Origin of the sequence: Sphingobacterium sp. R2, from assembly GCF_040760075.1 — a bacterium.
GTDB lineage: Bacteria > Bacteroidota > Bacteroidia > Sphingobacteriales > Sphingobacteriaceae > Sphingobacterium.
Window position 1 is genome coordinate 3,616,267 of record NZ_CP142884.1, and the last position, 25,610, is coordinate 3,641,876.

Sequence of the window (25,610 nt, forward strand, 5' to 3'; positions counted from 1 at the left end):
GTTTTAATCTACATTTATTATTGGTTCACTTTAACTTATAATGCTTTTGAAAACGATATATTTAGCGTACGTATTCACGTTTACGCTTGTATTTACCATTTTTAGCAGCACTGCAAGAGCGCAATATAAAGATTCACTATTGCCCAAACAGCTTGACTCTGTTTATATCAACGCACGGTTCAGCGCCAAGGATAAAGCTAGCTTTCAGTCTGCCCGCATGAATATCCCTGACTATGAAAATCCACAGGTAACTGCCAGCGTGGGTAAACACCTCATTAAAAATAGAAACTACACAACCCAGTCCGGGATGCTATCGAATGCGGCGGGTGTAACACCTAGCTGGGCCGGAGTGGCACCTTACTTTACTATTCGTGGATTCCGGACGCGGAGCAATTTTAGAAATGGCTTAAATGCTTATTTACAGTATAGTGATGAAAATAGCAATATTCAGCAAATTGATGTGATAAAGGGGCCGAGCGGTACTTTGTTTGGAGGAACAAACATGGCTTTTGGTGGGCTGATCAATGTACTTACGTATGTACCCGTTGACAGTAGCTTTATGAATTTTTCGCTGGCTACAGGCAACAATGCTTTTCAGCGCATCGGTATCGACCTAAATACCCATTTAGATGCAACCCATAAGTCGCTGTTCAGAATGTTTGGCGCCTATACGTCCCGAAAGAGTTTTCAGGATGCAGGAATAAATAAAAGTATTTTTCTCGCTCCGAGTCTCAGTTATCAGTTAAGTCCAGATCTTAAGGTGAGGCTAGAGGCAGAATTCTTGCGCAGGAATACGACAAATAGTCCTTTATTTACGCCAGCAAATCCACTCGTCGGTGGAACTTTGAGCAATGTTGAGCATGCCAGCAGCCTGAGTTTAGATTATTTTAAATCTTACACCGATAACACTTTGCTATGGCAAACATCTTCATTGAATTTTTATGCAAAGATAAGTTACACCATTTCTCCGGATTGGCAGTCTGAAACAAACTTGGCCAGTACAAATAGTACATCGAACGGCGATTATCAAACAAACTTATTGATCAAAAGTAATACTGCCGTAGCAAGGAGGGTATTGCACTATGATGAGGAGGGTATGCGTAATTATCAGGTGCAACAAAACTTTATCGGTCATTTTAATATAGTGGGGCTGGACAATAAATTGCTGGTCGGTCTTGATTACCACCGCTATAGCTATGCTGCGAATTATAAAAATGCCGGTTATGTCGATACTATACTCATCGCCAATCCTTTGCCTACAGCAAATTTATTGCATGCAGACCTGATCCGTCATCTTGTACTTTCTAAACAGCCCAGCAATTCCGTTGCTCCGCAAAACAGTTATTCGGCTTACATTTCAGATGTTATCCATCCAACAGATGCGTTGACATTGATGCTCAGTGCGCGATATGATAGACTGATCAATTTGGGGACGAAAGATTTGCTAACAGGCATAACTACTGCGGATTATAGGCAATCAACTATTACCCCAAAGATAGGGTTCACTTATCAGCTTCTTCCAAAAGTGGCGACATTGTTTGGAAATTATATGAGCGGCTTTCAAAATCTTGCGCCAACGAGCATAAATGGTGTCTTGTATAATTTAAAACCGCAATACGGTAGTCAGCTCGAATCTGGGGTCAAAATAGCGGTTCCTGATCATGCACTCGATTTGACATTGAGTTATTATGCCATCAGCGTACGGAACACCGTAATGACAGATCCTAACGATGCCACGAAGTATACACAGGGGGGAGGCAATATAGCCGCGGTCTGGAGCTGGATATACAGTCAGAACCCTTACCCAATCTCTTTATACATGTAGGGGGAGCCCACAACATAAGCAAAGTAACGGTTGCTGACGCTGCAGTGCAGGGTTTGAGACCGGTAAATGCTGGGCCCAAATGGTCTTCCACTTGGTATGTGAGTTATGACCGGCCGTTAGCCAAAGAAAGCAAGTGGAATGTTGGATTCGGAGGTAACTATGTGGGTCAGGATCTAATCATTAACAGCCGAAGTGCGGGAAGTTTCTATACCGATGCCTATATCCTTTGCAATGGTAATATTGGTTATGCATACCGACAACTTAAATGCAATCTGACTGCCGATAATCTATTTAATACCCGCTATTATTACGGGGGAAGAGGCTTTATCAGCCCAGGCAGCCTGCGCCAGTGTATCTTGTCGATGTCACTGCATTTTTGACAGCCAAATTTAAAGGTAATGTTCCAATTGTTATGGCATTGGTATTTATTTATATCACAGTCAATCGCTTGGGTGACTGACTGTGATATAAGTGAATTACTATGTAGTACCGTAGCTATTAAGGCTTAAAATAATACGTTAGAAATTATAAATAGATTAAATGCTATTAGTTATTCAGCTGTAATTTCCCAATAAATGGGCGGCTATCAACTGTCATTATCGCTTCTTTAATGGAATAGCATAACTGATAGTTTTCGCTCAGTATTTTTTTGCTAGATTCTATCTTGTCTTTTTCCACCTTATCAACAATCCATGTTGGGTTTAATGGATCTGAATTAAATTTCGTTATTAATACGGTAAATCCTTCTTTCTGAGCACTGATTAGCGTGTCTTTTGTTATATCTACTATCTTCATAGTGAGACAATATACAAAAAAAATATGAAAGCCCTTTTATCCCTAGCAATAAACTATGCCAACACCATTGTTACAACCGACGGTAGCGATTCCTGATATAGTGCGCTTTTGGGTTTAAAACTGCCAGATGCCGATGAAGATTTCTGCATAGTTTTATGATGTAAATAGGATAGTTTAACATTCTAATAATTTTTATTAATTTAGCATCATATGATAGCATTGATGGAAAATAGAACTGTTGATTTTACCATATGTTTATTTAATGAAATAGTAGGTGTATGCGTGAAGTTAATTGTCATGATGAAAAGATTCATCTTTGTGGTAATATTCAGTCTTTTGGCTATCTATTTATCTTCGAGGATGATAAGTGTGTTGGTGTAAGTGAAAATTGTGCCGTGATTATGGAGGCAGCAAGTTCTACGGTGTTAGGTATGACCGTTGAAGCTGTTCTGGATCATGTCGCACCGTCGTTTGGGCTACGTGGAGATAAAATTGAACAGGCAGTTTCTCAAAGTCTATTCGCCAGATTTGTTGAACGAGTGACGATTCATCAAAAAGATTACTTTCTCAGTTTATACCGATATGACGGAAAAATATATCTTGAGATTGAAGATTGTACTCCACAAGATGTAAAAACAACCAAATTATACTATTACGCCAAGCATTTAGAAGACCAACGTGAAGGGAAATCTTGCTGGCAGGCATTGACCGAACTGATAAAAGATATCATCCACTTTGATAGGGTGATGATTTATCGTTTTATGGAGGATAATAGCGGTCAGGTGATTGCGGAAAGTAGGAGCGAGGAATTAGAATCGCTGTTAAACTATAGGTATCCGGAGTTTGATATTCCAGCACAGGCTCGAGAACTTTACCGTATCTTCCACGCGCGGCATACGGCTGATGTTGATGAGCGAGCAATTCCAATTATGGGCAAGGCTGCAGAATATTTTGATCTGACACGTTGTAGCTTAAGGGCGCTTTCGCCTATGCATTTGCAATACCTTAAAAATGCCGGCGTAAAGGCCAGTGCTAGCTTTAGTATCATTGTCGATAATGAACTCTGGGGACTTGTTGCATGTCAGCATCGGGAACCTATGCATGTGGATCTCTCGCAACGGCATTTATGTACATTGCTGACTCAATATGCTGTAAACCGCTACCTCGCAGATTTTCAGAAAGAACAAGTTCGTTTGCATAAAAGCCTTTCTCAGCTGGAGCATAGTTTAAAAAGTGAATTGTTGGTCAAACGTGACTTGTATGATGTGTTAGAAAATTATGCTAATCGGATCATGGAGGTCATGAATGGGCAGGGGCTCATCATTAAACGCGATCGGGCGATCATGACTGTTGGTGAAGTGCCGGACAGAAAGATCCTCAAAAAGATTGATGAGGAGATTGGAACTAAGGAGTTTTTCGTCACCGATCGATTTAAGTGTACTGGCTTTGGTGACGATGTGGAGATTTTTCCTGGTGTTTTGCGTATTAGCATTTTACCTGTAACGAATTGGTACCTATATGTTTTCAGAAAGGAGCGTTTGATTGAAGAAGTTTGGGCGGGGAAACCAGAAAAAGTGATGCAGATTGACGCCGAAAAAAAGATTGCTTTTCCTTCGCCACGCACTTCGTTTGAAGCGTGGAAGAAGATAACAAAAGGCAAGTCCGAAAAATGGCGTCCTTCAGAACTTGCTTTTATTGAAAATATGACGCATATCATTCAGCAGTCTATTGCGCAACGTGGCGGAGAAATTGACAAACTGAACAGGGAACTGGTGCGCTCAAATAATGCACTTGATACTTTTGGATATACGTTGACCCACGATCTTAAAAATCCATTGACTACCATTCAGCTAACGGCTCAGATGTTGCTATATAAAAAGGATGTCTCTCGGGAGTTTCTTGAAAAGTCAATGAAAAATATCCTGGAAGGAACGCAACTCATGAATGATATGATGGACAAAGTATACCAAATGTCTAAAGTAAACCATGTCGACTTTGTGTTTGAACCGATCAATCCGCGGTCAAAGATTCTTAATATCGTTGAGAATTGTAAGCAGCAATATCAGGTCTCCCATTTGGAGTTTAATATGGGAGAGACATTACAGGTTATGGGGGAGAGAACCTTAATATATCAATTGTTTCTGAATCTTATCGGCAATGCGATAAAATACAGCAGTAAGAAGGAAAATCCAAAAGTCTCTGTAAATAGCTTTAGGGATGGGGATACCGTTCGTTATGATGTAAAAGATAATGGAATTGGCATAGATCTGAAGGAGAGTGATAGAATTTTTGAAATTTTTGGACGTATGTCGAATACCGAAGGTTATGAAGGTTCGGGCATTGGTCTATCCATTGTGAAGCAAATCGCTAATAAGCTCAAAGCAACATTGCATGTGGAAAGTGAACTTGGCGTCGGTACTACTTTTTCAGTCACCTTCAATAATGTCCCTGTAGCTATATAGGGACAATGGACGATGTGAATTTTGAAAAAATGGAAACAATCGCTATTATGTATGGGTTCATAATGATATGAGACTTTTTTGGAATCATTATATTAAGAATTTATACCATTACATAATTATATATGCTGAGTGCCGACAAGATGAGTGAATTGCAATATGCTTTTAAGTTGAATCATACCTATTATTTCAACGACTTTAATAATGATGATGAATTTCTGAATGCTGCTCAAAAACTGATTGAAGATAAATGCTTCATCATAGTTTTTGGAACAGTTAATGATGCAGATGAAGTGTACGACAAATTATTATTCTTCAATCAGTATTATTTTCCAGTCTCCGAAATAAAAGGATATTTAAAAAAAGGCGCTTATTTTGCTTTTCGGTCGGATCTTTTTAAAGGTTATAGCCTGCGGAACAGATTAAAGGATCTTGGATTTCTCGAATACTCAATGCAGGAGTCATTGGTTCTGAAAGACAACCATCAGCGTCTTATTGCGAAGCTCTTCAACTTATTGGTTGAAGAGACCAAAATGCCTCAAAGTGAAATTCATTCGACAATAATCGCTTCCTATCTGAATCTGCTGTTGTACCATATGCAAAGGTTCTACCAACGCTTCATGGAAGATAAATCGGATGAAATTAATGCATTACAGTGTCAATTCTTAAAGGAGCTGTATGCGTTTTTCGACGAGGAGAGGCGTTTTATGATATCACCGCCGACTGCTACATCCTTATCCAAAAAACTAAATTGTACTGCACGATTTCTTAATGATATCTCGCTAAAGGTGTCGGGAAAGACAGCACAGTACCATATTGAAAATTTTATAGTTACAGTTGCCAAGCAGCTATTAGCTGAAACGGATCTTTCTGTAGCCGAAATAGCGGAACGAATGAAGTTTGAGCATCCGCAGTCGCTTACCCGATTGTTCAAAAGAAAAACACAAATTACCCCGCTCGATTTTAGGATTTCCATTATTTAATTAAACATTCTATCAGCAGCGTCCGACGCTGCTGATAGAATGTTTAATTAAATAAAGCAATTGTTTATCCCATAAATTGACTACCTTGTCGAAATCTCAAAGAAAGATGATATAATAGGTTTGGTAACCAATTATCTGCCCAGCTTAGGTCTATTTTTTTTATTCTCTCCTAGACCATATTTTTCAATCATTGCGGTGTTTATAAACAATCAAAAAATGAAAAAGAAAATTGTTATTTGTGATGATGACGGACTTATCCTTAACGTATTAGAGCTGGCTTTAAAAAATGAACTAAGCGATGTTTATCCCGTTATAAAAAGCAGAGAACTTTTGGCCATTGTGGACGAAGTATGCCCTGATATTCTAATATTGGACATTGATATGCCTTGGTTATCTGGTGACGATATCGTACGCGAGCTGAGACACTCGGAGAAACATGCCGATCTTCCGGTAATCTTGATGTCTGCGAAGTTGCAGGGAAAGCAGATTGCGTCCGAATGTGGAGCTGATGCCTTTTTGTCCAAGCCATTTGAATTGGACGATCTATTCTTATTGGTTGATAAACTAAGTCGACGATAAATGATATACTATTTGTATTTAAAATAAAAGCACTTTTGATTAAAAGTGCTTTTATGAAATATAGTGAGCGTATTTCAATGCCTATTTAAACTAATTCTTTAGTATAGTATCAATTTTTTGAGTGATATCTACCAGATCAAAAGGTTTTGCGATAAAACCATTGGCACCTAAACCGCTTGCAATCTCTGGTCCATCCACGCTAGCTGAAAGCACGATGATGGGGGTGTCTTTGATTTCGGGTGTGCTTCGGATCATTTTGATCAGCTGATCACCAGAAATTATTGGCATCCAAAGATCCAATAACAATAGGTCAGGCTGATGGGAAATTAATTGCTTTGTCAGGTTGGTACTATTCGATTCGCATATGACATTAAATCCTTCCATATCTAAAAAAAGTTCCAGCATTTCGAGTATCCCTCGGTCATCATCACAGATCATTATCTTTTTAGTCTGCATATTTTTTATTTATTATTTAGAATGGGTAATGTAAAATTAAAAGTAGATCCTTCACCCAGCTCACTTTCCACCCACAATGTACCGTTGTGATTGACAATGATCTCGTGTGAAACATAGAGACCGATTCCTAACCCCGGGAATTTTTTCTGTATATGGCTGACGCGGAAAAATCGTTCGAAAATCTTTAATCTGTCCTGATAGCTTATTCCCATACCGTAGTCGCGCACAGACACCTTGACAAAGGTAGCAACCCTATGGATACTAACTTCAATTTTTTTAGATTCTGGAGAATATTTAATAGCGTTTGATAGCAGATTATTGAGCACTTGGATAATCTGTAGTTCGTCGCCCTCCACGATACTATCCGAACTACCTGAAAAATGAATATCAGCGTCAGGAACGGCAAGTCGCATACTCTCTACGGCGTCCTGTATCGTTTTATCGATCTCAAATGGTTCCATGTGCAGTTCCAAATTTCCAGATTGAATTTTAGAAGTATCCAAGAGTTTTGTTATAAGCAGGTTCAACCGATCGATGTAGGCTGCTATTTTATCTAATGTAGAAATAAACTTTGGATCTGTATTGTCGACACTGAGTCGCTGTACAATCTGAAAAAGCCCCTTGATGGTTGTCAATGGCGTTTTGAGTTCGTGGCTTGCGATAGACAAGAAATCATCTTTACGTCGATCTTGCTCTTTCTTTTCAGTGATATCTTCGATCGCGATGAGGATTCGGTCTTTGTATTTTCCTTCGAATTCAACACGATAGGCGTTTAGCAACATCACTTTTCGCCCAATATAAGGGAACGTATGATCCACTTCATAGTCGATCACTGGGTTATTGGTAGGCAGTATCTGTGTAAGCATCTCTTTTAAAGAAGCAATATCCCATTGCTGATTACCCAAATCAAATAACTCCTTTCCTACCGTTTCCTCTGTGGTCACTTTAAAAGAGTTTAAGAAATGCTTGTTGGCGCTTATTACGATGTAATTGGCATCTAATACCAAGAGGCTCTCTCTAACTGTTTCAATTATGCTGGATAAAAAGCTCTCTTTGTCCTGAAGTTCTTTCGTTCTCTGCTGTATTTTGAGCTCAACATGTGACTTTTCCTCACGAAGATCGTGCTCAGCTTTTTTTCGATCACTGATGTCATTTTGAACGCCGATAAAATGTGTTACCAGACCTTCATCGTTCTTTACCGGGGAAATAAAAAGCTCGTTCCAAAAAAGGGACCCGTCCTTGCGGTAATTGCGAATTTCGATTTTGCATTCTTCACCCCGCAGAATCGCTTCTTTGATAATTTTACGTTCTTCTTGCGAACGATCTTGCGCTTGTAAAAAGCGGCAGTTGTGACCTATTATTTCATCTTGTGTATATCCACTGATGGTTTCGAAAGCTTTATTACAATAAATAATAGGGTTGTCATGCTGCAAATTGTCTGTAATAATAATTCCCGAATAGGCAGAATTCAATGCTTTTAGATAAAGATCTATATCATTGTTCTTGTTTTCGCTACGTTGCTTTGCATTGCTGTTTCCGGAAGGATTTTTTCTCATATACTATAGTATACCACGCTTAACCATGGTGCGCGAATTTAATTCAAAATTCGAAATAAAATGGAAAATTGTAATAACTAATTTTAAATACCGTATAAATGCGGGCAAAAATACTCGGTAACAATAATCGATATGGTTATTGCACTTTACCCTATAATTTTAGAAATATTATCGCATAAACTAAAAAAGGAACAAAATTCATATTGGCTCTGCATCTGAAACTTGAAATTTAACATAGACGATGGGCGGGTTTTGATGTGCTTGTATTATAACTGTGAGTTTATATGGATATATTTAATGTATATATTTTCAAATTTTTATGTTTATTGATATTGTAGATTTTAGCGGGTAAATAATGTCAATTCCATTTTCTTATGGCTTGGTCTATAAGTATAAAGAAATCGCATGGAGGCCCTCATAATGTACTTTTAGGTCTTGTAGTCTTATAGTATTCCATGTAGGAACAATCCTATTTGAATAATCATCAAAAATTTGAGCCATACAGCAAATAAATGAAAATAGAATTCTTGAATAAAAATCTATATAATTATTATTTACAGCTATATATGTATTTTATGTTCATTAAGTGTGTAAGTTGTAAATTAAGGTGTTTGATTATTGAAAGTAGAAATAATTTCCGACGTCAGGACCGACATTATGACGTGACAAAGAAAGTTGCCTAAGCCTGAAGGTTGCTTGAAGGTGGGGTGATTTAAATATACATTATTGAATATTTTTGACGAATTAAATAGCGTTGTGGTATGTCGAATATATAAAAAAAGTGCAACGGTTGCCCGCTGCACTTCGCAAGAAGATAAATAGATATCTTCTTGTGTGTTTACTTAATTATGCGATACGTACGTTAACAGCGTTAACACCTTTTTTACCGTTTTCTACATCAAATGTTACACTGTCATTTTCGCGTACTTCGTTGATTAATCCTGATACGTGTACGAAAATGTCATCTCCACCAGCAGCTGGAGTAATAAAACCAAATCCTTTTGTTTGGTTGAAGAATTTAATAGTTCCTTCTTGCATTGTTTTATATATTATTATTAAAGTATTCTATAAATAAATTCGCGTTACGATACGGATATCTTAACCCTATTCAATCGATTTGTATGCAAGAAATGATGTTTGTAGTTTAATGTGCTTGGGTATATTCAAGTTCAAAAAGGTACTTCACCTATTATTTTGACAACAAAAAATGCTTCTAAAGATGCGAAACTGAGCGGGAAGTGTTGTAACTTTTCGATTTCAGATAAGCAAATGGAGCCGATTATTTATCAAATATAGCTATAAAATATTGTTAATCATAGTATATAAGAACTTATTATTAAAATGAATGGGTAATTCCGCCGTTAAGTCGTATTAAAGTTGGTTTTAAAGGTAAAATAAATTGGCACATCTTTTTTAAACGTGATAAAGGAAAGCGTTTATGTTTGTCGAAGTGCCTAACAAAGCAAATAGGATAGCATTATGAATAGTATTCGGCATCACATCAGCATGTGCCGTCATATTGAACAAGGCGTAGCTTATGGAATCCCCATCGAAAGAATAAGCCACACGTAATAGCGTTTTTGTGCCAATAGCGAGACTCGGAATAGGATTAATTCTGCTTAGAGAACCATGCTAAGACAGGCTTATATAAAGACGCTATCGTAATCTTTGCCAAATTTATCATAATACAAAATGAATAATCCCCTGGTTAAGTATTCGTCGAACACGTTTACCGGACTTGGGTGATGGACTGTGCTTTTATTTGCCAGCGATTTTTCAACAATTATGAACTCTGCTTATTATATGATATATTCCAGCCTGCAATACTAGGTAGATTTTTGCTTTCTTTTACATAAAATTTGTTCAAGTAAGAATGAATTGCGCTATATGAGATGCTGTGTATTTGTTTTTTTTAATTTAATATTGATTTTAACTTAATATTGAAGAAATCTTGTGCTTTTAATTTTGACATCGCAATGGAACATGTTCAGCCAATCAAATCTTCCAATCAGAAAAGTTTTAATATCGTATACGATAAATACCATCGGCAGATCTTCGGTTTTGTACTCAAGCGTACGCAATCGGACTATATCGCGCAGGAGGTCACACAGCTGACCTTCATTAAACTCTGGAACCAAAGAGAGCGACTTGACGATCAGCTTAGCATCTTGGTACAGTTATTTGGTATGGCACGGCAGGTGATGATTGACTTGCTGCGTAAAGAGGCAACAAGGTTTAAATATGAGGGACAGGCCGCCGCAACTCCTTTTACAGACAGTTTGATTCGCGCGATAGAAAACAAAGAATTGTTGCGTATGATGGAAAAGGATATTCAGAACATGCCCACAATGCGTCGTAAGGTATTTGAAATGAGCCGTAAGGAAGGTCTTTCCCATAAAGAGATTGCCGCTCAATTTTCAATTTCCACAAAAACCGTAGAACAGCATATCAGTAAAGCACTTCTTCAGCTTAAACAACATCTTTATTCCATCATGCTCTAGCTTCGGCAACTATAAATGTCGCTTTCCTATATTAAATAATTGTTAAGCACTAAGGGATGTCGTGCTGGCCTGCGTAATAGGAGTATGAAGCATGATAAAAAGCAGCATCAGATCAAAAAGAAGATCTGGAAAATGCCCTTCCTCGTGAACGAACTTTTCAAGGACGAAGATTGGGAGAAATTTGATAGCACAGCAATGGAGGAGCCTTTGCCCGCAGAAGCGATGAAAGCGAAGATTCAATATGCCATTCTACATGAAGAAGAGGAAATGGAGCGCAAGGTTTTACGGCGGTATCGGTTGGTCAAGATGCTTCGATACAGTGCTGCGGCGGCGATTATCGTTTTCTTTTCCTTTTATCTTGTCACATGGTGGACGCAAGATTCAGTTCCGCAGCCTGCTGATCAGTGGTCAGCAGCTCAGTCGGTTGTAGCAGCTCAAGATACGGTTTGGATTTCCAAAGAAAATAAAAATCCCCGCAGTATAATCTTTGATCTACCCGATGGATCGCATGTACGCTTGTTTGCTCAAAGTAAGATTCGCTATGTGAAAAATTTTGCTGAACATGCCCGCGATATAGAACTTCTTGGTAAAGCATACTTCGATGTTGTTTCAGATCCAAATCGTCCATTTTCGGTACTTGCCAATGGCACTAAAACGACAGCGCTCGGTACATCCTTTACGATTAATACCAAATTGAAGCATCAATCTGTGACTGTTGCATTGCATACAGGAAAGGTGCTTGTGTCGTCCCTAAGCGATCACTTCAAACACGTGTTTCTGGATGGCCCGGGTCAAAAGCTGACGGTTGATTCACGAGGTGCAACAAGAATTGAAGCCGTCAATAAAAAACAGCCATTGAACATGCCTGATGTGTCTGCTCCGGATTTATTAAATCTTAAAAATACACCTATGCCTGCTGTGTTACAGGCTTTAGAAATAGCATTCAAAAAGCAGATTCATTTGGGGGACAAGGGGATAGCGGCTATTCACTATACGGGTGAGATTGATGTACAGCAAAATTCCTTGAAAGATATCTTGACAACAATCTGCTTAATCAATGAATTGCGCTTTGTTGCCAATGCGGACGGCAGCTACACGCTTTATAAGCAGGAAAAAACGACTACCGAACATCTAAATAATTAACAAATATGCTCAGAAAAACAAATCCACAAAAAAGGAATCTGCTTATTTTTGCATTGCTTACAGCTGGACTAACCCCAGTTCATGCACAACAGCAACAGGTGAAAGGCGCTGTTCAAAATGAAAAGGGCGAGTTCCTCCCCGGTGTCAGCGTGAAAGCCATTCCGGTCAATGGAGGCGCTAGTGTGACCACCAGCACAAATAGTCAGGGACTATTCCATTTTCAGAATTTGGTGGAACATGCTGGTTATCAATTTGTGTTTTCGGCTGTTGGATTTCAGTCCGATACGCTTTCGGGTTATGTCATAGAGGCAAGAAAACCTTTGTCGTTGAGTGTGAAGCTTCAGCAGAGTGCCGTTAAACTGGATGAGGTCGTCATTGGTTATGGTCGTGTGTCCAGAAAAGATCTGACAAGCTCGATCACAAGCATTAAAGCGGAAGATGCTAATGTCGGTGTATTTACCTCACCAGCACAGATGCTACAGGGAAAGGTTGCCGGCCTGACGATTTCAACCAATAACAGTAATCCCAATGCGACGCCTTCCGTTAGTCTCCGAGGAGCTTCAACGTTACGTAGTGGTGAAGCGATGGAACCCTACTATGTGATCGATGGGGTCCCGGGTGCATCGCTGGCTTTGGTAGCGCCCGATGATATTGCGTCTATTGACGTGCTTCGCGATGCCTCAGCGACCGCAATTTATGGTTCAAAAGCGGCCAATGGCGTTATTATCGTTACAACGAAGCGTGGAAAATCAGGGCAGACCAATATCAATTACAACGGCTATTTGGCGATCGATAAAGTGGCTAAGCATTATGAGATGATGAATGCGGCGCAATACCGGTCTTATGTCAATGATAATGGATTTTCGATGGAACCAACGGACGACTTAGGGGCAGATACCGATTGGCAAAGAGCTGTGGAGCGGACAGGGATATCGAACAACCATAATATATCCATTCTTGGAGGTGCAGAAAAAACACAGTATAGCATCAGTCTCAATACCATCAAAAACAATGGGGTTATCAAAGGGACTGATATGGGGCGGCAGATTGCTCGAGCGTTTTTGCAGACCAAGGCGCTGAATGACCGGCTGACGGCTTCTTTCAATGTCAACGCAAGTATCACCAAGCAGAATGATGTGCTTGCTTTGGATCAGGGACTCAGCGTGTATGATGCGATGTACTATTACCTGCCTGTATCGCCGGTCCGAAATACCGATGGTTCCTGGTTTGAAAAAGCCGATCGTTCGCAATATGCCAATCCACTTTCCTTAATTGAAGAGAATACAAATTTTTCTAAAACTAAGGTGCTCCAGGCGCATGCAAAACTGGGCTATGAGATCTTGCCCGGGTTAACCTATAATATTGATCTTTCGCTGCAAAATAGGCAGTTTAACAATGCACAGTACTACTCGATGTTTTCGATGGCAGCACGTGGTCAGAATGGCAAATCTATCCGTGCCGCTGTAGAAGATGAACGGAAAGTGATGGAAATGAACCTGAGTTATGAAAAGACATTCGCCGGAAAACATAAGGTAGCTGCACTGGCAGGTTATTCATGGGAGGAGAACAACAATAACGATGGTTTTCAATTGACGACTTCCGATTATTACAGTGACGATTTGAGTTATTATAATCCGGGTATGGCCAATGTAGTTGATTTGTTGGGCTTTGGGAACTATTATCTTTCCACCTTGCGTATGATATCTGTTTATGGTCGTGTGAATTATGCCTATAATAACAAGTATCTCCTACAGGCGACGGTAAGACGCGACGGTTCCTCGGCTTTCGGAACCAACAATCGTTGGGCGACATTTCCTTCGGTATCTGCAGCGTGGCGCCTTTCGGAGGAACCATTCATCCGTGAAACCGGAATTTTTGATGACTTAAAGCTGCGTGCGGGGTTCGGGGTGAGTGGCAACTCATTGGGCTTTGATGCATTTACAGCGCAGTCTGTACGTGGTGCCTCATCCAAGTTTTTCGATTATGTAAGTGCCGATGGTCAGGTAAACCCATTACGTACGTTGATGGTGCTGCGCAATAGCAATCCGAACCTCAAATGGGAAACAACCAGTATGATTAATCTAGGCCTGGATTTCGGATTTCTAAAAAATCGCCTGACAGGGTCTTTGGAGGTCTATAAAAAGAAAACGAGTGACTTGATTTATGATTATCAGGTAAGCAAATCGAAATATATTTATCCAACGCTGACTGCCAATGTTGGTGAAATAGAGAATAAGGGGATTGAACTGAGTCTGAATGCAAATGCCATTGATAAAGAGGATTTCAAATGGAATACCGGATTGGTACTGTCCCACAATACCAATAAGGTGGTGAGCATTGCCAACGAGCAGTTTACGCAGGATTATATCGAATTGTCGGATCTGGGTGGGGCTGGGCAGACCAATGTTTTTCAGCAGAGGCTGACACCGGGAGCACCTATCGGTCAGTTTTATACCTGGGAATGGGCCGGCTACAACGATGAAGGAGTGTCGGTATTCTATACCCGAGATGAGAAAACGGGCGAGCGTACAGGCGAAACAACCACAACACCACAGAAGAAAGATCAGGCTGTGACGGGAAGTCCACAACCCAAGTTGACACTGGGTTGGAACAATAGCTTTTCGTATAAGAATTTTTCTTTAACCGGAATGTTCCAAGGCACTTTTGGACAGAAAATTATGAACGCTACCCGAGCGCGCCATTCAAACGTTGTTGGTAATGCTGGGCAGAAAAACGTACTTGCCAGCGTTGTGGAAACCGAGCGCATGACGGATATAAATGCACATTACCTATCGGACCGTTACCTGGAGAATGGAAGCTATCTGCGTTTGGCTTATGTTACGTTGGCCTATACGATACCGATGAAAAATATACCGATTAAAAACCTAAGAGTATATGCAACGATGAACAACGTATTTGTATTGACGAAATATAAAGGTATTGATCCCGAGGTGGGATTGGGAGGGCTAACTCCGGGAATTGATAACCGCCAGACCTACCCACGGACGCGAACGTTTATGTTTGGCCTTAACTTTAATTTATAAGACAGATCTGTGGGATGGAAAACTTCTTATCGAAACAATCCTGTTGACATAAATGGAGCATGCCACATGGCCTATAGAACAAGAACTAATTTATATGAAACCAACACTATTAATTCGTTTATTAACCTTATCAGCATTGAGTTTTTCGCTGGGATCTTGTACCGATCTGGATGTTGATATAAAATCACAACTGACGGAATTTCCGGATTCGGAACGTGCAGCCGAGGCAATTCTTGCCGATGTATATGCCGCCTATCGTGGCGCAATGGGGCGCGATCATTGGATGGTCCAAACACTCTCGGCAGATGAAGCAGTGAGTGTTTCCATGGGTACAGACTGGTTTGATGGCGGTCGATACCGCGAATTCCATCTGCACAATTGGAACGCAGACAACGGCCTCTTACCAAGTATCTGGAACGATGCTTCCACTGGAATCACCTTAGCCAATAATGCCATTGCATTATTCGGGGAAGATAAAGAAAAGCTGACGGCACCTGCCCGCGCAATCCGTGCTTATTATTATTTTATACTGATGGATAATTTTGGCGCCGCACCGTTGATCACAGGGCCTGTTGATGCTGTCCCCGCACGTTCAAGCCGTGCTGAAATTTGCCGTTTTATTGAGGCCGAATTGCTTGCGGTGAAGGATTTGTTACCGACCACGGTTTCGGTAGCAACATATGGAAAAGCAACGAAATATATGGCCGAAGCATTGCTGGCTAAGTTGTACCTCAACTGGGCTGTTTATACGGCTACGGACGTAGCCAATTACAATCCAAGTACACAAAATGAAAAATTAAATGATGTGGTTGCGATGTGCGACCAGATTATTTCCTCAGGACAGTTCAACCTGACAAGCCACAAGTTTATGGCCAAGTTTCGCCCCGATAATGGTTATCAGGTAAAGGATTTTATATTTGCCATACCCTATGATCGTGAAAAACAGCAGGGTATGACTTATTCGCGCTTCTGGATACATCGAAGTGCCCAAAATCAGTTTGCAACATTGCCTCAAAGTGTTGGGGGGACTTTTCGTGTATTACCAAGCTATTTGGAGAAATTTAATCTGGCAGGCGACGAAAGAAATGCCTCATACATCGGCGGTAAGCAATATTATTGGTCAAATTATACAGAAGATAAGACTCGTCCTTTTCTGATCAGAACTTCCAAACGCGGCATAGATCAGGATTATAATGCTGCGGATGCAGATGCGCAGTTTGATTGGCAATTGGAGACCACTAAAGAAATTACTTTGCGTTCGGATGGTGCGGCCACGCTGAATGTAGGTAACGACCAAAAGGGACGCTCGATGGGGTACAGATCCATTAAGTTTTATATGGACGTAGCCGTTACATCAGCCAATCAGCGTAATCAGAGCAATGATGTACCTGTATTTCGCTATGCCGATATCCTGTTGATGAAAGCGGAGGCTATACTCCGTGGGGCTACCGCGACCAATGGTCAGACCGCACAATCTTTGGTTAATCAGATCCGAGCCTATGTCAATGCACCTGTACTCACGGCTGCCCCAAGTCTACAAGATGTGTTGGATGAGCGGGCACGTGAGTTTGCTGATGAGTCCTGGCGTAGAAATGACCTGATCCGTTACGGAAAATTTGAAGATAACTGGGGATTCCGATCGCTGTATCCTGCCAGCATGAGCGAGAAGTTCCGTCGTATTTTCCCTGTACCAACAACTGTATTAAACGTAAACACCCACTGGCAACAGAATCCTGGTTATTAAAATCTATTGATGAAACGCAGAACTTTTATGAAAAATTCCCTGGGCACGGCGATTACAGCCGGCCTGGGCGGAATTACGCTCAGTAGCTTCGGTCTGACAAAACCTACGCAACTTGAAAGCGAAGATATACAACAGCTTTTGAAACCCAGAGATGCCTATGATCTCCATTTTATGGCTGTAGGCGACTGGGGACGCAATGGTGCCGACCATCAGTTGGCTGTAGCGGGGCAGATGGGCCAATGGGCCGATCAGCATCCCAATGACTTTATCATTTCTACCGGTGATAATTTTTACCCTTCCGGAGTGGTCAGTGAATATGATCCCCTGTGGCATTATTCGTTTGAAAATATCTATACCGCATTTTCGCTGCAATGGGACTGGTATCCCATTTTGGGAAACCACGATTATAAATCAGATCCCGATGCACAGGTACGTTATAGTACGATCAGCAGACGTTGGAAGATGCCTGCGCGTTATTACAGCAAGACATTTGCGCTTAAGGATGGGAAAAAAGTACTGATGGCCTTTATCGATACTAATCCGATGATTCCTGAATTTTACAGTAACAGCGAGTATGGGCCACATGTTGCGGGACAGCAACCCGAAAAACAGGTGGCCTGGCTAGATCAGCTACTGGAAAACTCGGATGCCCATTGGAAAATTGTCGTCGGTCATCATCCCCTGTATACGGCGGGGCCGCGGACGACGAATTACGACACCCTGGCGGTTCGAAAAGTCTTGGAGTCTATCTTTGAAAAGCGAGGAGTAGATATCTACCTTTCAGGACATGAACATTCGCTGCAGCACTTAAAAGTGGAAGGCAAGAAGTTTCATCAGTTTATCTCCGGGGCAGGATCAGAGGTAACGCTTGTAAAAACCGATCTGCCGTATAGTCGTTTTGCGAAAGATCAATACGGGTTTTTCTCTTTCTCGATCAGTAGCGAAGAAATAGCTTGTCAGGTTATCAGCCATGAGGGTATAGAGCTGTATCGGACAGTGCTTACAAAAGTATAAAGTCAGAGGGCAGGCGGTATGGAGCAGATTCGTACCTGCTTCGTACCTTATTCGGATGCGATACAGATATTGTACAGGTGCTGTACAGCTATCGTACAGACCCTGAACAGGAATTACCTGTTCGGGATTTGGTCAATAATGATCACCAGATTGTTGAGCTCCGAAGGTGGTCCGAACACAGTACGAGCACAACCCGAATACATTGGCGCTCGAGGTAAAAAAAACAGACTAACCTGGGTTAAAAAAGAAACATTCCTCTGACGCATTTTTTGCGCGTCAGAGGAATGCTTCACACGTTGTGTTAAATAGATATGCTGCAGGACTTCGCTGCGAAAAAGAATACAGCGAGCCATACGAGTCCTTTAGCCAGAAAGAAGAGAAATGCTCCAATTCCGGCACGCTTAAGCCATTTTGATTTGTTGTTTTTTTGCTCCATCTAAGGAAATAAACACCGGTGCACTTATTTTAGTTTGCACTAGCAATAGGAGTGAATACTTCGCCAAAGTTATAAAAAGTTTGGTTTGCAATCTCTACTGCGCGATCATAAGTGGCAGGATCTTCTGAATATTTGTTTAATACCGCTGTAAATCCAGCCCACATCTCACGGCTATTTTCGCCATAACCTTCGAAGAAAGAAGTTCCTTTGGTAACGCCATATTTGTTGAGCATCTGCACGATATACGGACCACCCATGATGGAACCTTCCAAAACATATAATGATGCAAGTGCTTCTTGTATATTTGCTACAGCTGGAGCATTTGCTTCCGGCAAGTTATCTACGTTACCACCCAAAGCTTCGATATCGCTTTTGATGTAAGATGAGTTGCGGCGTTCGGCCAAATCTGGCAATACTTCTGCGGTTACAAAAGGAGCGATGCTATCTTCTACGGCGCGGAAATAAGCATAAAAGCCTTTCAATACTTCTGCGTAATCTGCTTCAGAACGAATATTTTTCAATTGGCGCACGATCGTTCCTTCTACGTTTTGGTGAGCTGCGTGCGTTTGCTCTTTGATATGTTGACTTAACATGTTCTTATTTTTATTTATAACGATTCTATACAAAGATTCGTATTTATTTCCACAAATTTATGCTGTTTTCTGCTTTATCATCTATGAAAAATGGTTTTAATTTAAACATAAGTATGACAAAGTCCAGCTGCAATAAGTTTCTTACTTTAATCTAAAATTTGTTTTAAGTAGCAAATTTTCGTCTGCTGGCAACGGAAAATAAGTAACAGACGAAATTGCTGTGCGGTTTTCGTCTTTTGTAATGTCCTTTAGCGCTGCTGCAAGCCAGGCTTCCTTTGGATCCCCGGGATGGCGGGAGGTTTCTACCGGAGCTAAGGCCAGGTCGACGGGTATGCCATCAAAATAATCACACCAGCCATTGGCATTCCGGATGAGAAATGAAGCCAGGTATACATCGAAATCTCCTATTTGGACTGAAAAAAAACCTACGGGTTTGCCAAAAGTCTGCTGACCAATCAGGCGTATCGGAATATAAGGTTTGAAGCTGCTGATCAGTAATTCACTTGCCGAAGCCGTGCGTTCAGATACAATGCATGACAGCTGCTGTAGTGAATTGAAATGTCCCTTTTTGATAAAGTAATGCGTATTGGCTTTTTCACTATAATCCACATCAGCCATTGTCGCAAGGCGTCCTTTGTATTGAACCACTTTGCCACTGGCATCCAGATAGGGTTGTTTAAGGAGTAGTTTTGCTTTGCCTTGCTGTACATTCGGATGAAATTGCTCGCTAAACATCACTTTTTTATCCAGTCTGGCCGGGCTAATGAGGTTGGCTAGATATTCGGCTGTTTCCACATAACCGCCACCGTTATGACGTAGATCGAGGATGAGATGAGTAATTTGCTGCTGTGCGAGTTCGGCCGCAAGTTGATCCAGTTCGGTCTTCACTGTCTGGAGCTCTGGAAAAGAGGGGATGTATACATAAGCAATCCGTTTATTACCTGCGGTCCAGTAAGAAAGGTGTGTCGCATACCGATAGGGTGTGGTGGTGCTACCCATGTGACCGCTACTTTTCTTTTCTGTCCGACGGCGTTCCAGATATGAATATTTGGGCTTATTGGGAATGGTCGACCATTCATAGGGTTTATCATTCTTGCGCAAGGCATATTGGCTGAGTGCAAAAAGTTCACGCTCGTAGGCCGTTTGCTCGGGTTCTATTTGGGCATATTTTCCCCGCGGATCAAAAGTGGTATACGAAGGGAGAGATTCCTGCCAGCGGTAGAGCTGTTTGGCATACAGGTATATAGAATCGAGTGTGAGTTCTTTTTTTGTTCCTGTTTTTGGACTAATAAGTTCATCGGGTGAAGTCGCTGTTCTACTGTTTTGCTGGCAGGCCGAGGTAGCGGCTACTATAATAAATAAACCAGTTATTGGGCGGATTTGACTCATAATTTGATGCGCATTTTGTCCTATATATTTGTAGCTGATTCGCTACAAATGGATAATTATCTGAAATTTAATACTTTTATACTTTTTTATTTAATATAAAAGCCTAATTTTGTGCCAATTTATTTAATTTTTGATGCCTCCGCGGATGTGGAGTACTCAAATGTCCCAAAGCTAGTCCCTTTGGGATTTTTTATTTTAGGGCAATACTGGCCGCTCGGTCTTGGTCGGTACGCTCGATAAGCTCTCCAAAAAAGCCACGATATTTTCCTGTTCTTTACTGCTCAATCGGATGTTTTGAATATGCGGCGATAAGGTGCCATTGATCTGTTGTCCTGATTTTTGGGCATGCCCTGACTCAGCAGGTTGATCAGTTCACTTAAGCTTGCAATACTACCATTTTGCAGGTAGGGTGCAGTATGGACTACATTGCGCAGGCCCGGCGTACGAAATTTACCTTTGTCTGTTTCCAGTCCTGTTGCCTCAAAGCGACCATTGTCCAAGGCAACTTTGCTGGTAACAGCATAACCCAGGTTATGAAAATCGAGATCGGTAAAGAAGGCACCATTATGGCAGTCGATACATTTCCCTTTGGTTCGAAACAGGTGGAGACCTTCAAGCTGTGCATCATTTAACGCCTGATAATCCCCTTTGATAAACCTATCCAAGGCGGTTTCACCACTGCTGATTGATCTTGAATACGCTGCTATGGCATCCAGTAATCCTTCGACGCTCATCGTTTGGCTCGAGTAAGCCGCCTCATATAAACTGAGGTAGCCTGGTATAGCTTGCAGCTTAGCGGATAAAGCAGCTGTATTTCCGCCCATTTCGATGGCGGAGTTGATGGCTTCGGCAATCTGCTCTCGATAAGTCATTGCGCGGCCATCGTGGAAGAGTTTCCCTTCCAGGTACCAGACATTTTCCATGGAAGGTGTATTGCGGTGATGCAGTGCGATACCATCTGCCGTTGTTTTTTGGTCGATCCAGTAGGTGTCCGGATTATGACATGAAGCGCAAGTCTTCATGCCATTACCGGTGCGGGGGTCGAAAAATAAGGCTTTGCCAAGTGCTATTAGCTAGGCCTTATCTTTCGATGGGTTTTCGGGTAAAGCGGCCAGTTCACGTACCTTGATATTGTTGTACCAAGCGGCAGCTGGCCATTTTTCTGCCGATTTACTATATTGTTGGCGTAAGGTTTCTTCTGGCAAAGTAGGAGCTGTAGGCTCTTCTGGAACAGAAGCGCTCTTGCTGCAACTGCATAGTATCAGTGCCACGAAACATGCTACGATCAATTGCCTTCCGTGATAGCGAAAATACGCGCTCAAAAATACCCTAGGCAAGACGTTAATTAATTTAAAGTGATACTAAAATCACCTTCTGACAATAACTTCCCGTTTTTATCCATCATCTTCAAGGATTTAATTGCGTTTCCCCGTACAGATACGGGAATGGGTAGCTTTATTGTCATCGTTGCAACATCAAACACTACATTGTTGATAGTATATTCGTTATTGAGGTTATCAATCGCTATAAAATGGTCAAAATCTGCCTTGAAATAAAGTTCATAAGTCTCTTTACTATTTATGTTCAGCACCAAGTCGCCGCCCTTTTTGCCAGTATAAAACATACCTTGCCATTGTATGACGTTGTATAATGTTGGTAAGAATACTTCAAAAGCATCGGTGAGTTTCGTGTAACGTCCGGAGATCAGTTTGATGTGGTATTTGCCTGGTTTGAGATCTTCTGGAGTATTAAATTGTGCAATGAAAGATGTTGGAGGTTGAGAAAAAGAAAGTAAGGTCTCTTTTCCATCTTTATCGACCAGATAGCCCTTGGTTTGTGCCTCGTCTGGCAAAATATTTTCTCCTCGTACTACCAAATCCTCATTTTTTGGGTAACTAAGGTAATATTTGCCTTCAAGCAGATTCATTTCTGCCTGTACCAGCGGCTGGTTGTACTGGAATACCAATGTATAATTTTTGCTGGAACCATCTTGTGCCCGCACAGTATAGGTAATTGGTTTGTCGAATTGTAACTGTATTGCTGTCCCAGATGCAGGAGTAATTGTCGCTAATTCCGAAATTTTAATAGTGGGCGTAATGCTTTCGGGCTGCTCCACCAAGGGTGGCCAATATAAGATAATCTGGTCATTCACAATACTGGCTGACAAAGTTTTGCCATCAGCATCCTGAATGCTAAAGGATTCGATGTCGTTGTAGGGTAGGCTGGGGTATTCGGTTTTACAGGACCAGCATGTTAATGCTAGCATAAAAATAGCTAGAAATTGAATGATATGTATTTGTTTTTTCAAAAATGAGTGTTGCATAATTTTTTTTGGTTAAAAAATCGTTATGCGGATGATGATTAGGTTATAAAGATCCGCACCCCATCCACCAGGTTGCGGAATCTTTCATTCATTAAATAGGAAGGACTATAATGCCTTAACTTCGATACTGGTATCTGCTTTTACTTGTAATTGACCTGCCACTACTTGTTGGCCAACATTTGTAAAATTAATTAACTTAACAGCATACGAAGCTCCGGAAGAATTTCCGACCAACACTGTCAAAGGTTGGATTGCTTGGTTTGCATGGCTATCTAAATCATATTCATACCATTCGCCACTACCCTGTGATGATACTGGAGTCGCTGTTGCCCAATCTGATGCTGTAACGGAAGCGATGTCTTTTGCTACCGTTCTGATCGAATAAGATCCATTAGCCTTGATCGAACCATTTACATGGCTAAAGAATGCAACTTGGCCAGAGCTACTTAAGCTTTGTGCACCTGTAGCAAGGTCTACATAGACTGCAGGCCAAGTTGCTGCAGCTGCTGGGCTCCACCATTGACCTACAACAGTGTAGTTACTATTTGCCTTAGCTTGGTTCAGCGCTAAAGGAACTGTTGCTGATTCTTTTGTTGGGGCTGCTGCCCATACTGCTGCCGATAGCACAGTCACGGCCATAGCAGATTTTAAGATAGTTTTGATGTTTGAGTTCATATCGAGATCTCCTCTTGTTTTAATTTATTTAATTTTGATGCCACCATGGCATACTGTGGATGCTTGTTTATGATTCCGTTATTGTACTTGGAGACAACTGTGTCTTTACAACATCGGCCCAGTCTTTAAATTGGAATTTGATCTGTAAGTTATCAAAGGTTCCGATTGGAAGATTTGTTGGTAAGGAAACCGTCATTTCGGTACGGTTATAAGATTTAATGGTCAATGGATAATCCTTTCCATTGAGTGTCATAATAACAGCTGTCGGATCTAAAATCACTTTATCTAAGTTGGCTTTAATGGTCCAGTCTTTATTTTTTGCCAAATTTAGACCCGATAAGCTAACAATTACATCCGGTTGACGATATGTAATTTTGAGCGGATTGGCTAATGTAATGGTATGGTTGATGTTGGTCACCTCTACATCATAAATGCCTGCTTTAATATCAGATGGAATGCGGTTTTCCCGTTCGGTACCCGTATAGCTTAATTGGTATCCAATCACCGAAACTTTCAAGCTATTGGGCGTAGCCATCTTAAATCGCTCCTTGGTTTCTTGATTAATCAATGCAATACTCACCAATGAAGGATTGGTATGCATAAAGGTTCCATTAATGGCTGGAAAAGCACCTCCAGGGCCTTTTGTAAGCGAAATAGAAGATGTCGATGCAAAAGTCGCTTCAAAAGATGGTGTACTTTGCAATTCAATCTTTAAGCTATAGGTTCTTGTGGTACCTGTAGCGGACTTTACAGTATACGTCTGGTTCTTTTCATCTGTTTTAACAGGCAAAATTTCTTCGGCTATACTGGCTCCATTGGAGAGTTTAATGTTCGGATCTATCACCAATAGACCGTAGTAGTAGGGGACATAAACCGTAATGGTATTGGCCTCATTGTCGATGGCTCCATAAATAACTTCGTCATTTGGAAGATTGGTGACTTTGTATTCCAGTATTTTATCTGCTGGAAGTAAGGCTAGTTCTTCCGTTTTGGTGCAGCGGGTTAGCAGCAATCCTACAAAAAGGAAGCTTAAAATGCTGTATATTCTTTTCATGTTAGTTTAGTGTCTAATAAGTAAGCTATGCTTATTTTTTTAGTTAGTGATTGTAAATTTGGTACTGCCAGCTTTGGCAAGTACATATTGGAAAGAAAAGTAGGGTGTTGGTGAATCTTTAAACCAATCTTTTGGATCCAAGAGGTCTTTATAGATACTTTGTATCTTGATCTTGGCATAATTCCCCTGGGCTGTACGGACGATCAATGTATTGTTTTCGATAGGATAGCAAACGTGTTTTTTGTTTTCGGCTCCACCACCTTTGATTACGCCATCAAAATCATATAAATACCAACCTAGACCTTCACCAAATGCTCCTGAATCATCTGTACCATATGCTTTTTCACCTTTGCGAAACTCGGCGTCTGAAGGGATATCGATTACATCTTCAAATTTTTTCTTCACAATGAGTATACCGCCTTTCCCTGGGCCACCTTTACCAAATCCATTTGCTGTATTGTTGCAATTGATAAAACTGCGGTATATTTCTGAGCAAGAGATGTCCCATCGTGCGGTTAGTTTATAATCCGGTGTCACAGCTTTGTTCTGTTCCAGGCTGTAATATATTGGTGATTGCGCCGTGGTTGGTGCACTCCCAGCAGGTAAGTCTTCGCCAAAGTTCTTAACCGTAATCAAGCGGTTAAACATAGCTTCTGGTGCAACAGGATCTGGTTCAGGCTCTACTACTGTGGGCTCGCTTTTGCTACAGGCCCCCAACACAATTAAAAATGCCAATACCGGTATGAATTTTAATAGGTTGCTGCGTTTCTTTATTTTCATTGTTACTAGTTTTTTGTGTTAGTCGATACTTTGTCCCTTTTCTATACATGTAGTATGGTTGTTAGTATGGTATTTTTATTTAAATTGATTCTAAATAATAGTAAAGATAAAATCTTTTGCTGATAAAGTATGTATGAAAATTGGTATTTAATATATTTTTTTCGGTTTTTGATTTTTGGTTAACAAAAGCAGCTGGAATTTTAATCAGCTGATTTGCTAGTATGTTTCTTTAGGCCTTCTCAATAGACCTTCTCAAACTTA

Annotated in this window: 20 protein-coding genes and 1 pseudogene; 9 read left to right on the top strand and 12 right to left on the bottom strand. The window is 40.9% G+C overall.

Annotation, left to right across the window (positions count from 1 at the left end):
* The first annotated feature begins 217 nt into the window (after nt 1–217).
* A pseudogene (locus VXM68_RS14915) lies at nt 218–2,205 on the top strand (TonB-dependent siderophore receptor).
* 166 nt (nt 2,206–2,371) lie between these two features.
* On the opposite strand, the gene VXM68_RS14920 reads toward VXM68_RS14915, so the two are convergent.
* Nucleotides 2,372–2,620, bottom strand: coding sequence for a hypothetical protein (locus tag VXM68_RS14920; protein WP_209579862.1), 249 nt, complete (start codon nt 2,618–2,620; stop codon nt 2,372–2,374).
* A 278-nt stretch (nt 2,621–2,898) separates the two neighbouring features.
* Between VXM68_RS14920 and VXM68_RS14925 the strand changes: the two genes are divergently transcribed.
* The 3 genes from VXM68_RS14925 (at nt 2,899) to VXM68_RS14935 (ending at nt 6,641) form a co-directional block, all read left to right on the top strand.
* Complete coding sequence (locus VXM68_RS14925; RefSeq protein WP_367209207.1) at nt 2,899–5,082, top strand: ATP-binding protein; 2,184 nt, start codon at nt 2,899–2,901, stop codon at nt 5,080–5,082.
* A gap of 122 nt (nt 5,083–5,204) precedes the next feature.
* On the top strand, nt 5,205–6,062 hold the full coding sequence (locus VXM68_RS14930; RefSeq protein ID WP_367209208.1) for a helix-turn-helix domain-containing protein: 858 nt from the start codon (nt 5,205–5,207) through the stop codon (nt 6,060–6,062).
* A 216-nt stretch (nt 6,063–6,278) separates the two neighbouring features.
* Entirely contained in the window at nt 6,279–6,641 is a 363-nt protein-coding gene (locus tag VXM68_RS14935) for a PleD family two-component system response regulator (RefSeq protein ID WP_367209209.1), read from the top strand.
* A gap of 90 nt (nt 6,642–6,731) precedes the next feature.
* On the opposite strand, the gene VXM68_RS14940 is transcribed toward VXM68_RS14935, so the two are convergent.
* From VXM68_RS14940 to VXM68_RS14950, 3 genes are all read right to left on the bottom strand, one after another.
* Complete coding sequence (locus VXM68_RS14940) at nt 6,732–7,097, bottom strand: response regulator (protein WP_293952593.1); 366 nt, start codon at nt 7,095–7,097, stop codon at nt 6,732–6,734.
* 5 nt (nt 7,098–7,102) lie between these two features.
* Complete coding sequence (locus tag VXM68_RS14945) at nt 7,103–8,653, bottom strand: PAS domain S-box protein (RefSeq protein WP_367209211.1); 1,551 nt, start codon at nt 8,651–8,653, stop codon at nt 7,103–7,105.
* Nucleotides 8,654–9,499: 846 nt separating this feature from the next.
* On the bottom strand, nt 9,500–9,691 hold the full coding sequence (locus VXM68_RS14950) for a cold-shock protein (protein ID WP_046676064.1): 192 nt from the start codon (nt 9,689–9,691) through the stop codon (nt 9,500–9,502).
* Between the two features lie 938 nt (nt 9,692–10,629).
* Between VXM68_RS14950 and VXM68_RS14955 the strand changes: the two genes are divergently transcribed.
* The 5 genes from VXM68_RS14955 to VXM68_RS14975 all read left to right on the top strand — a co-directional run bounded on the left by VXM68_RS14955 (nt 10,630) and on the right by VXM68_RS14975 (nt 18,099).
* Nucleotides 10,630–11,154: a sigma-70 family RNA polymerase sigma factor gene (locus tag VXM68_RS14955; protein WP_293952597.1), complete on the top strand. Its 525-nt coding sequence runs from the start codon at nt 10,630–10,632 to the stop codon at nt 11,152–11,154.
* 84 nt (nt 11,155–11,238) lie between these two features.
* A complete protein-coding gene (locus VXM68_RS14960) occupies nt 11,239–12,297 on the top strand; it encodes a FecR family protein (RefSeq protein WP_367209213.1) in 1,059 nt (352 codons plus the stop codon).
* Nucleotides 12,298–12,302: 5 nt separating this feature from the next.
* On the top strand, nt 12,303–15,341 hold the full coding sequence (locus VXM68_RS14965) for a SusC/RagA family TonB-linked outer membrane protein (protein ID WP_367209214.1): 3,039 nt from the start codon (nt 12,303–12,305) through the stop codon (nt 15,339–15,341).
* Between the two features lie 94 nt (nt 15,342–15,435).
* Nucleotides 15,436–17,085, top strand: a complete 1,650-nt coding sequence (locus VXM68_RS14970) for a RagB/SusD family nutrient uptake outer membrane protein (protein ID WP_367209215.1) — start codon at nt 15,436–15,438, stop codon at nt 17,083–17,085.
* A 27-nt stretch (nt 17,086–17,112) separates the two neighbouring features.
* Nucleotides 17,113–18,099, top strand: coding sequence for a metallophosphoesterase (locus tag VXM68_RS14975; RefSeq protein WP_367209216.1), 987 nt, complete (start codon nt 17,113–17,115; stop codon nt 18,097–18,099).
* A 465-nt stretch (nt 18,100–18,564) separates the two neighbouring features.
* Here VXM68_RS14975 and VXM68_RS14980 read toward each other — a convergent pair whose 3' ends face one another.
* The 8 genes from VXM68_RS14980 to VXM68_RS15015 all read right to left on the bottom strand — a co-directional run bounded on the left by VXM68_RS14980 (nt 18,565) and on the right by VXM68_RS15015 (nt 25,349).
* Entirely contained in the window at nt 18,565–19,128 is a 564-nt protein-coding gene (locus VXM68_RS14980; protein WP_294186481.1) for a biliverdin-producing heme oxygenase, read from the bottom strand.
* Nucleotides 19,129–19,269: 141 nt separating this feature from the next.
* On the bottom strand, nt 19,270–20,517 hold the full coding sequence (locus tag VXM68_RS14985; protein ID WP_367209217.1) for a S41 family peptidase: 1,248 nt from the start codon (nt 20,515–20,517) through the stop codon (nt 19,270–19,272).
* A 281-nt stretch (nt 20,518–20,798) separates the two neighbouring features.
* The gene (locus VXM68_RS14990) at nt 20,799–21,539 is read right to left on the bottom strand and encodes a cytochrome-c peroxidase (protein ID WP_367209218.1); all 741 of its coding nucleotides are present in this window, start codon (nt 21,537–21,539) and stop codon (nt 20,799–20,801) included.
* Between the two features lie 51 nt (nt 21,540–21,590).
* Nucleotides 21,591–21,788: a hypothetical protein gene (locus VXM68_RS14995; protein ID WP_367209219.1), complete on the bottom strand. Its 198-nt coding sequence runs from the start codon at nt 21,786–21,788 to the stop codon at nt 21,591–21,593.
* Between the two features lie 74 nt (nt 21,789–21,862).
* Nucleotides 21,863–22,783 carry a hypothetical protein gene (locus tag VXM68_RS15000; protein ID WP_293952612.1) on the bottom strand — a complete coding sequence of 307 codons (921 nt, stop codon included), beginning with the start codon at nt 22,781–22,783 and terminating at the stop codon, nt 21,863–21,865.
* Nucleotides 22,784–22,945: 162 nt separating this feature from the next.
* A complete protein-coding gene (locus VXM68_RS15005) occupies nt 22,946–23,515 on the bottom strand; it encodes a hypothetical protein (protein ID WP_367209220.1) in 570 nt (189 codons plus the stop codon).
* Between the two features lie 67 nt (nt 23,516–23,582).
* Nucleotides 23,583–24,569: a hypothetical protein gene (locus tag VXM68_RS15010; protein WP_293952616.1), complete on the bottom strand. Its 987-nt coding sequence runs from the start codon at nt 24,567–24,569 to the stop codon at nt 23,583–23,585.
* 39 nt (nt 24,570–24,608) lie between these two features.
* Nucleotides 24,609–25,349: an HmuY family protein gene (locus VXM68_RS15015; protein ID WP_088161409.1), complete on the bottom strand. Its 741-nt coding sequence runs from the start codon at nt 25,347–25,349 to the stop codon at nt 24,609–24,611.
* Nucleotides 25,350–25,610: the final 261 nt, after the last annotated feature.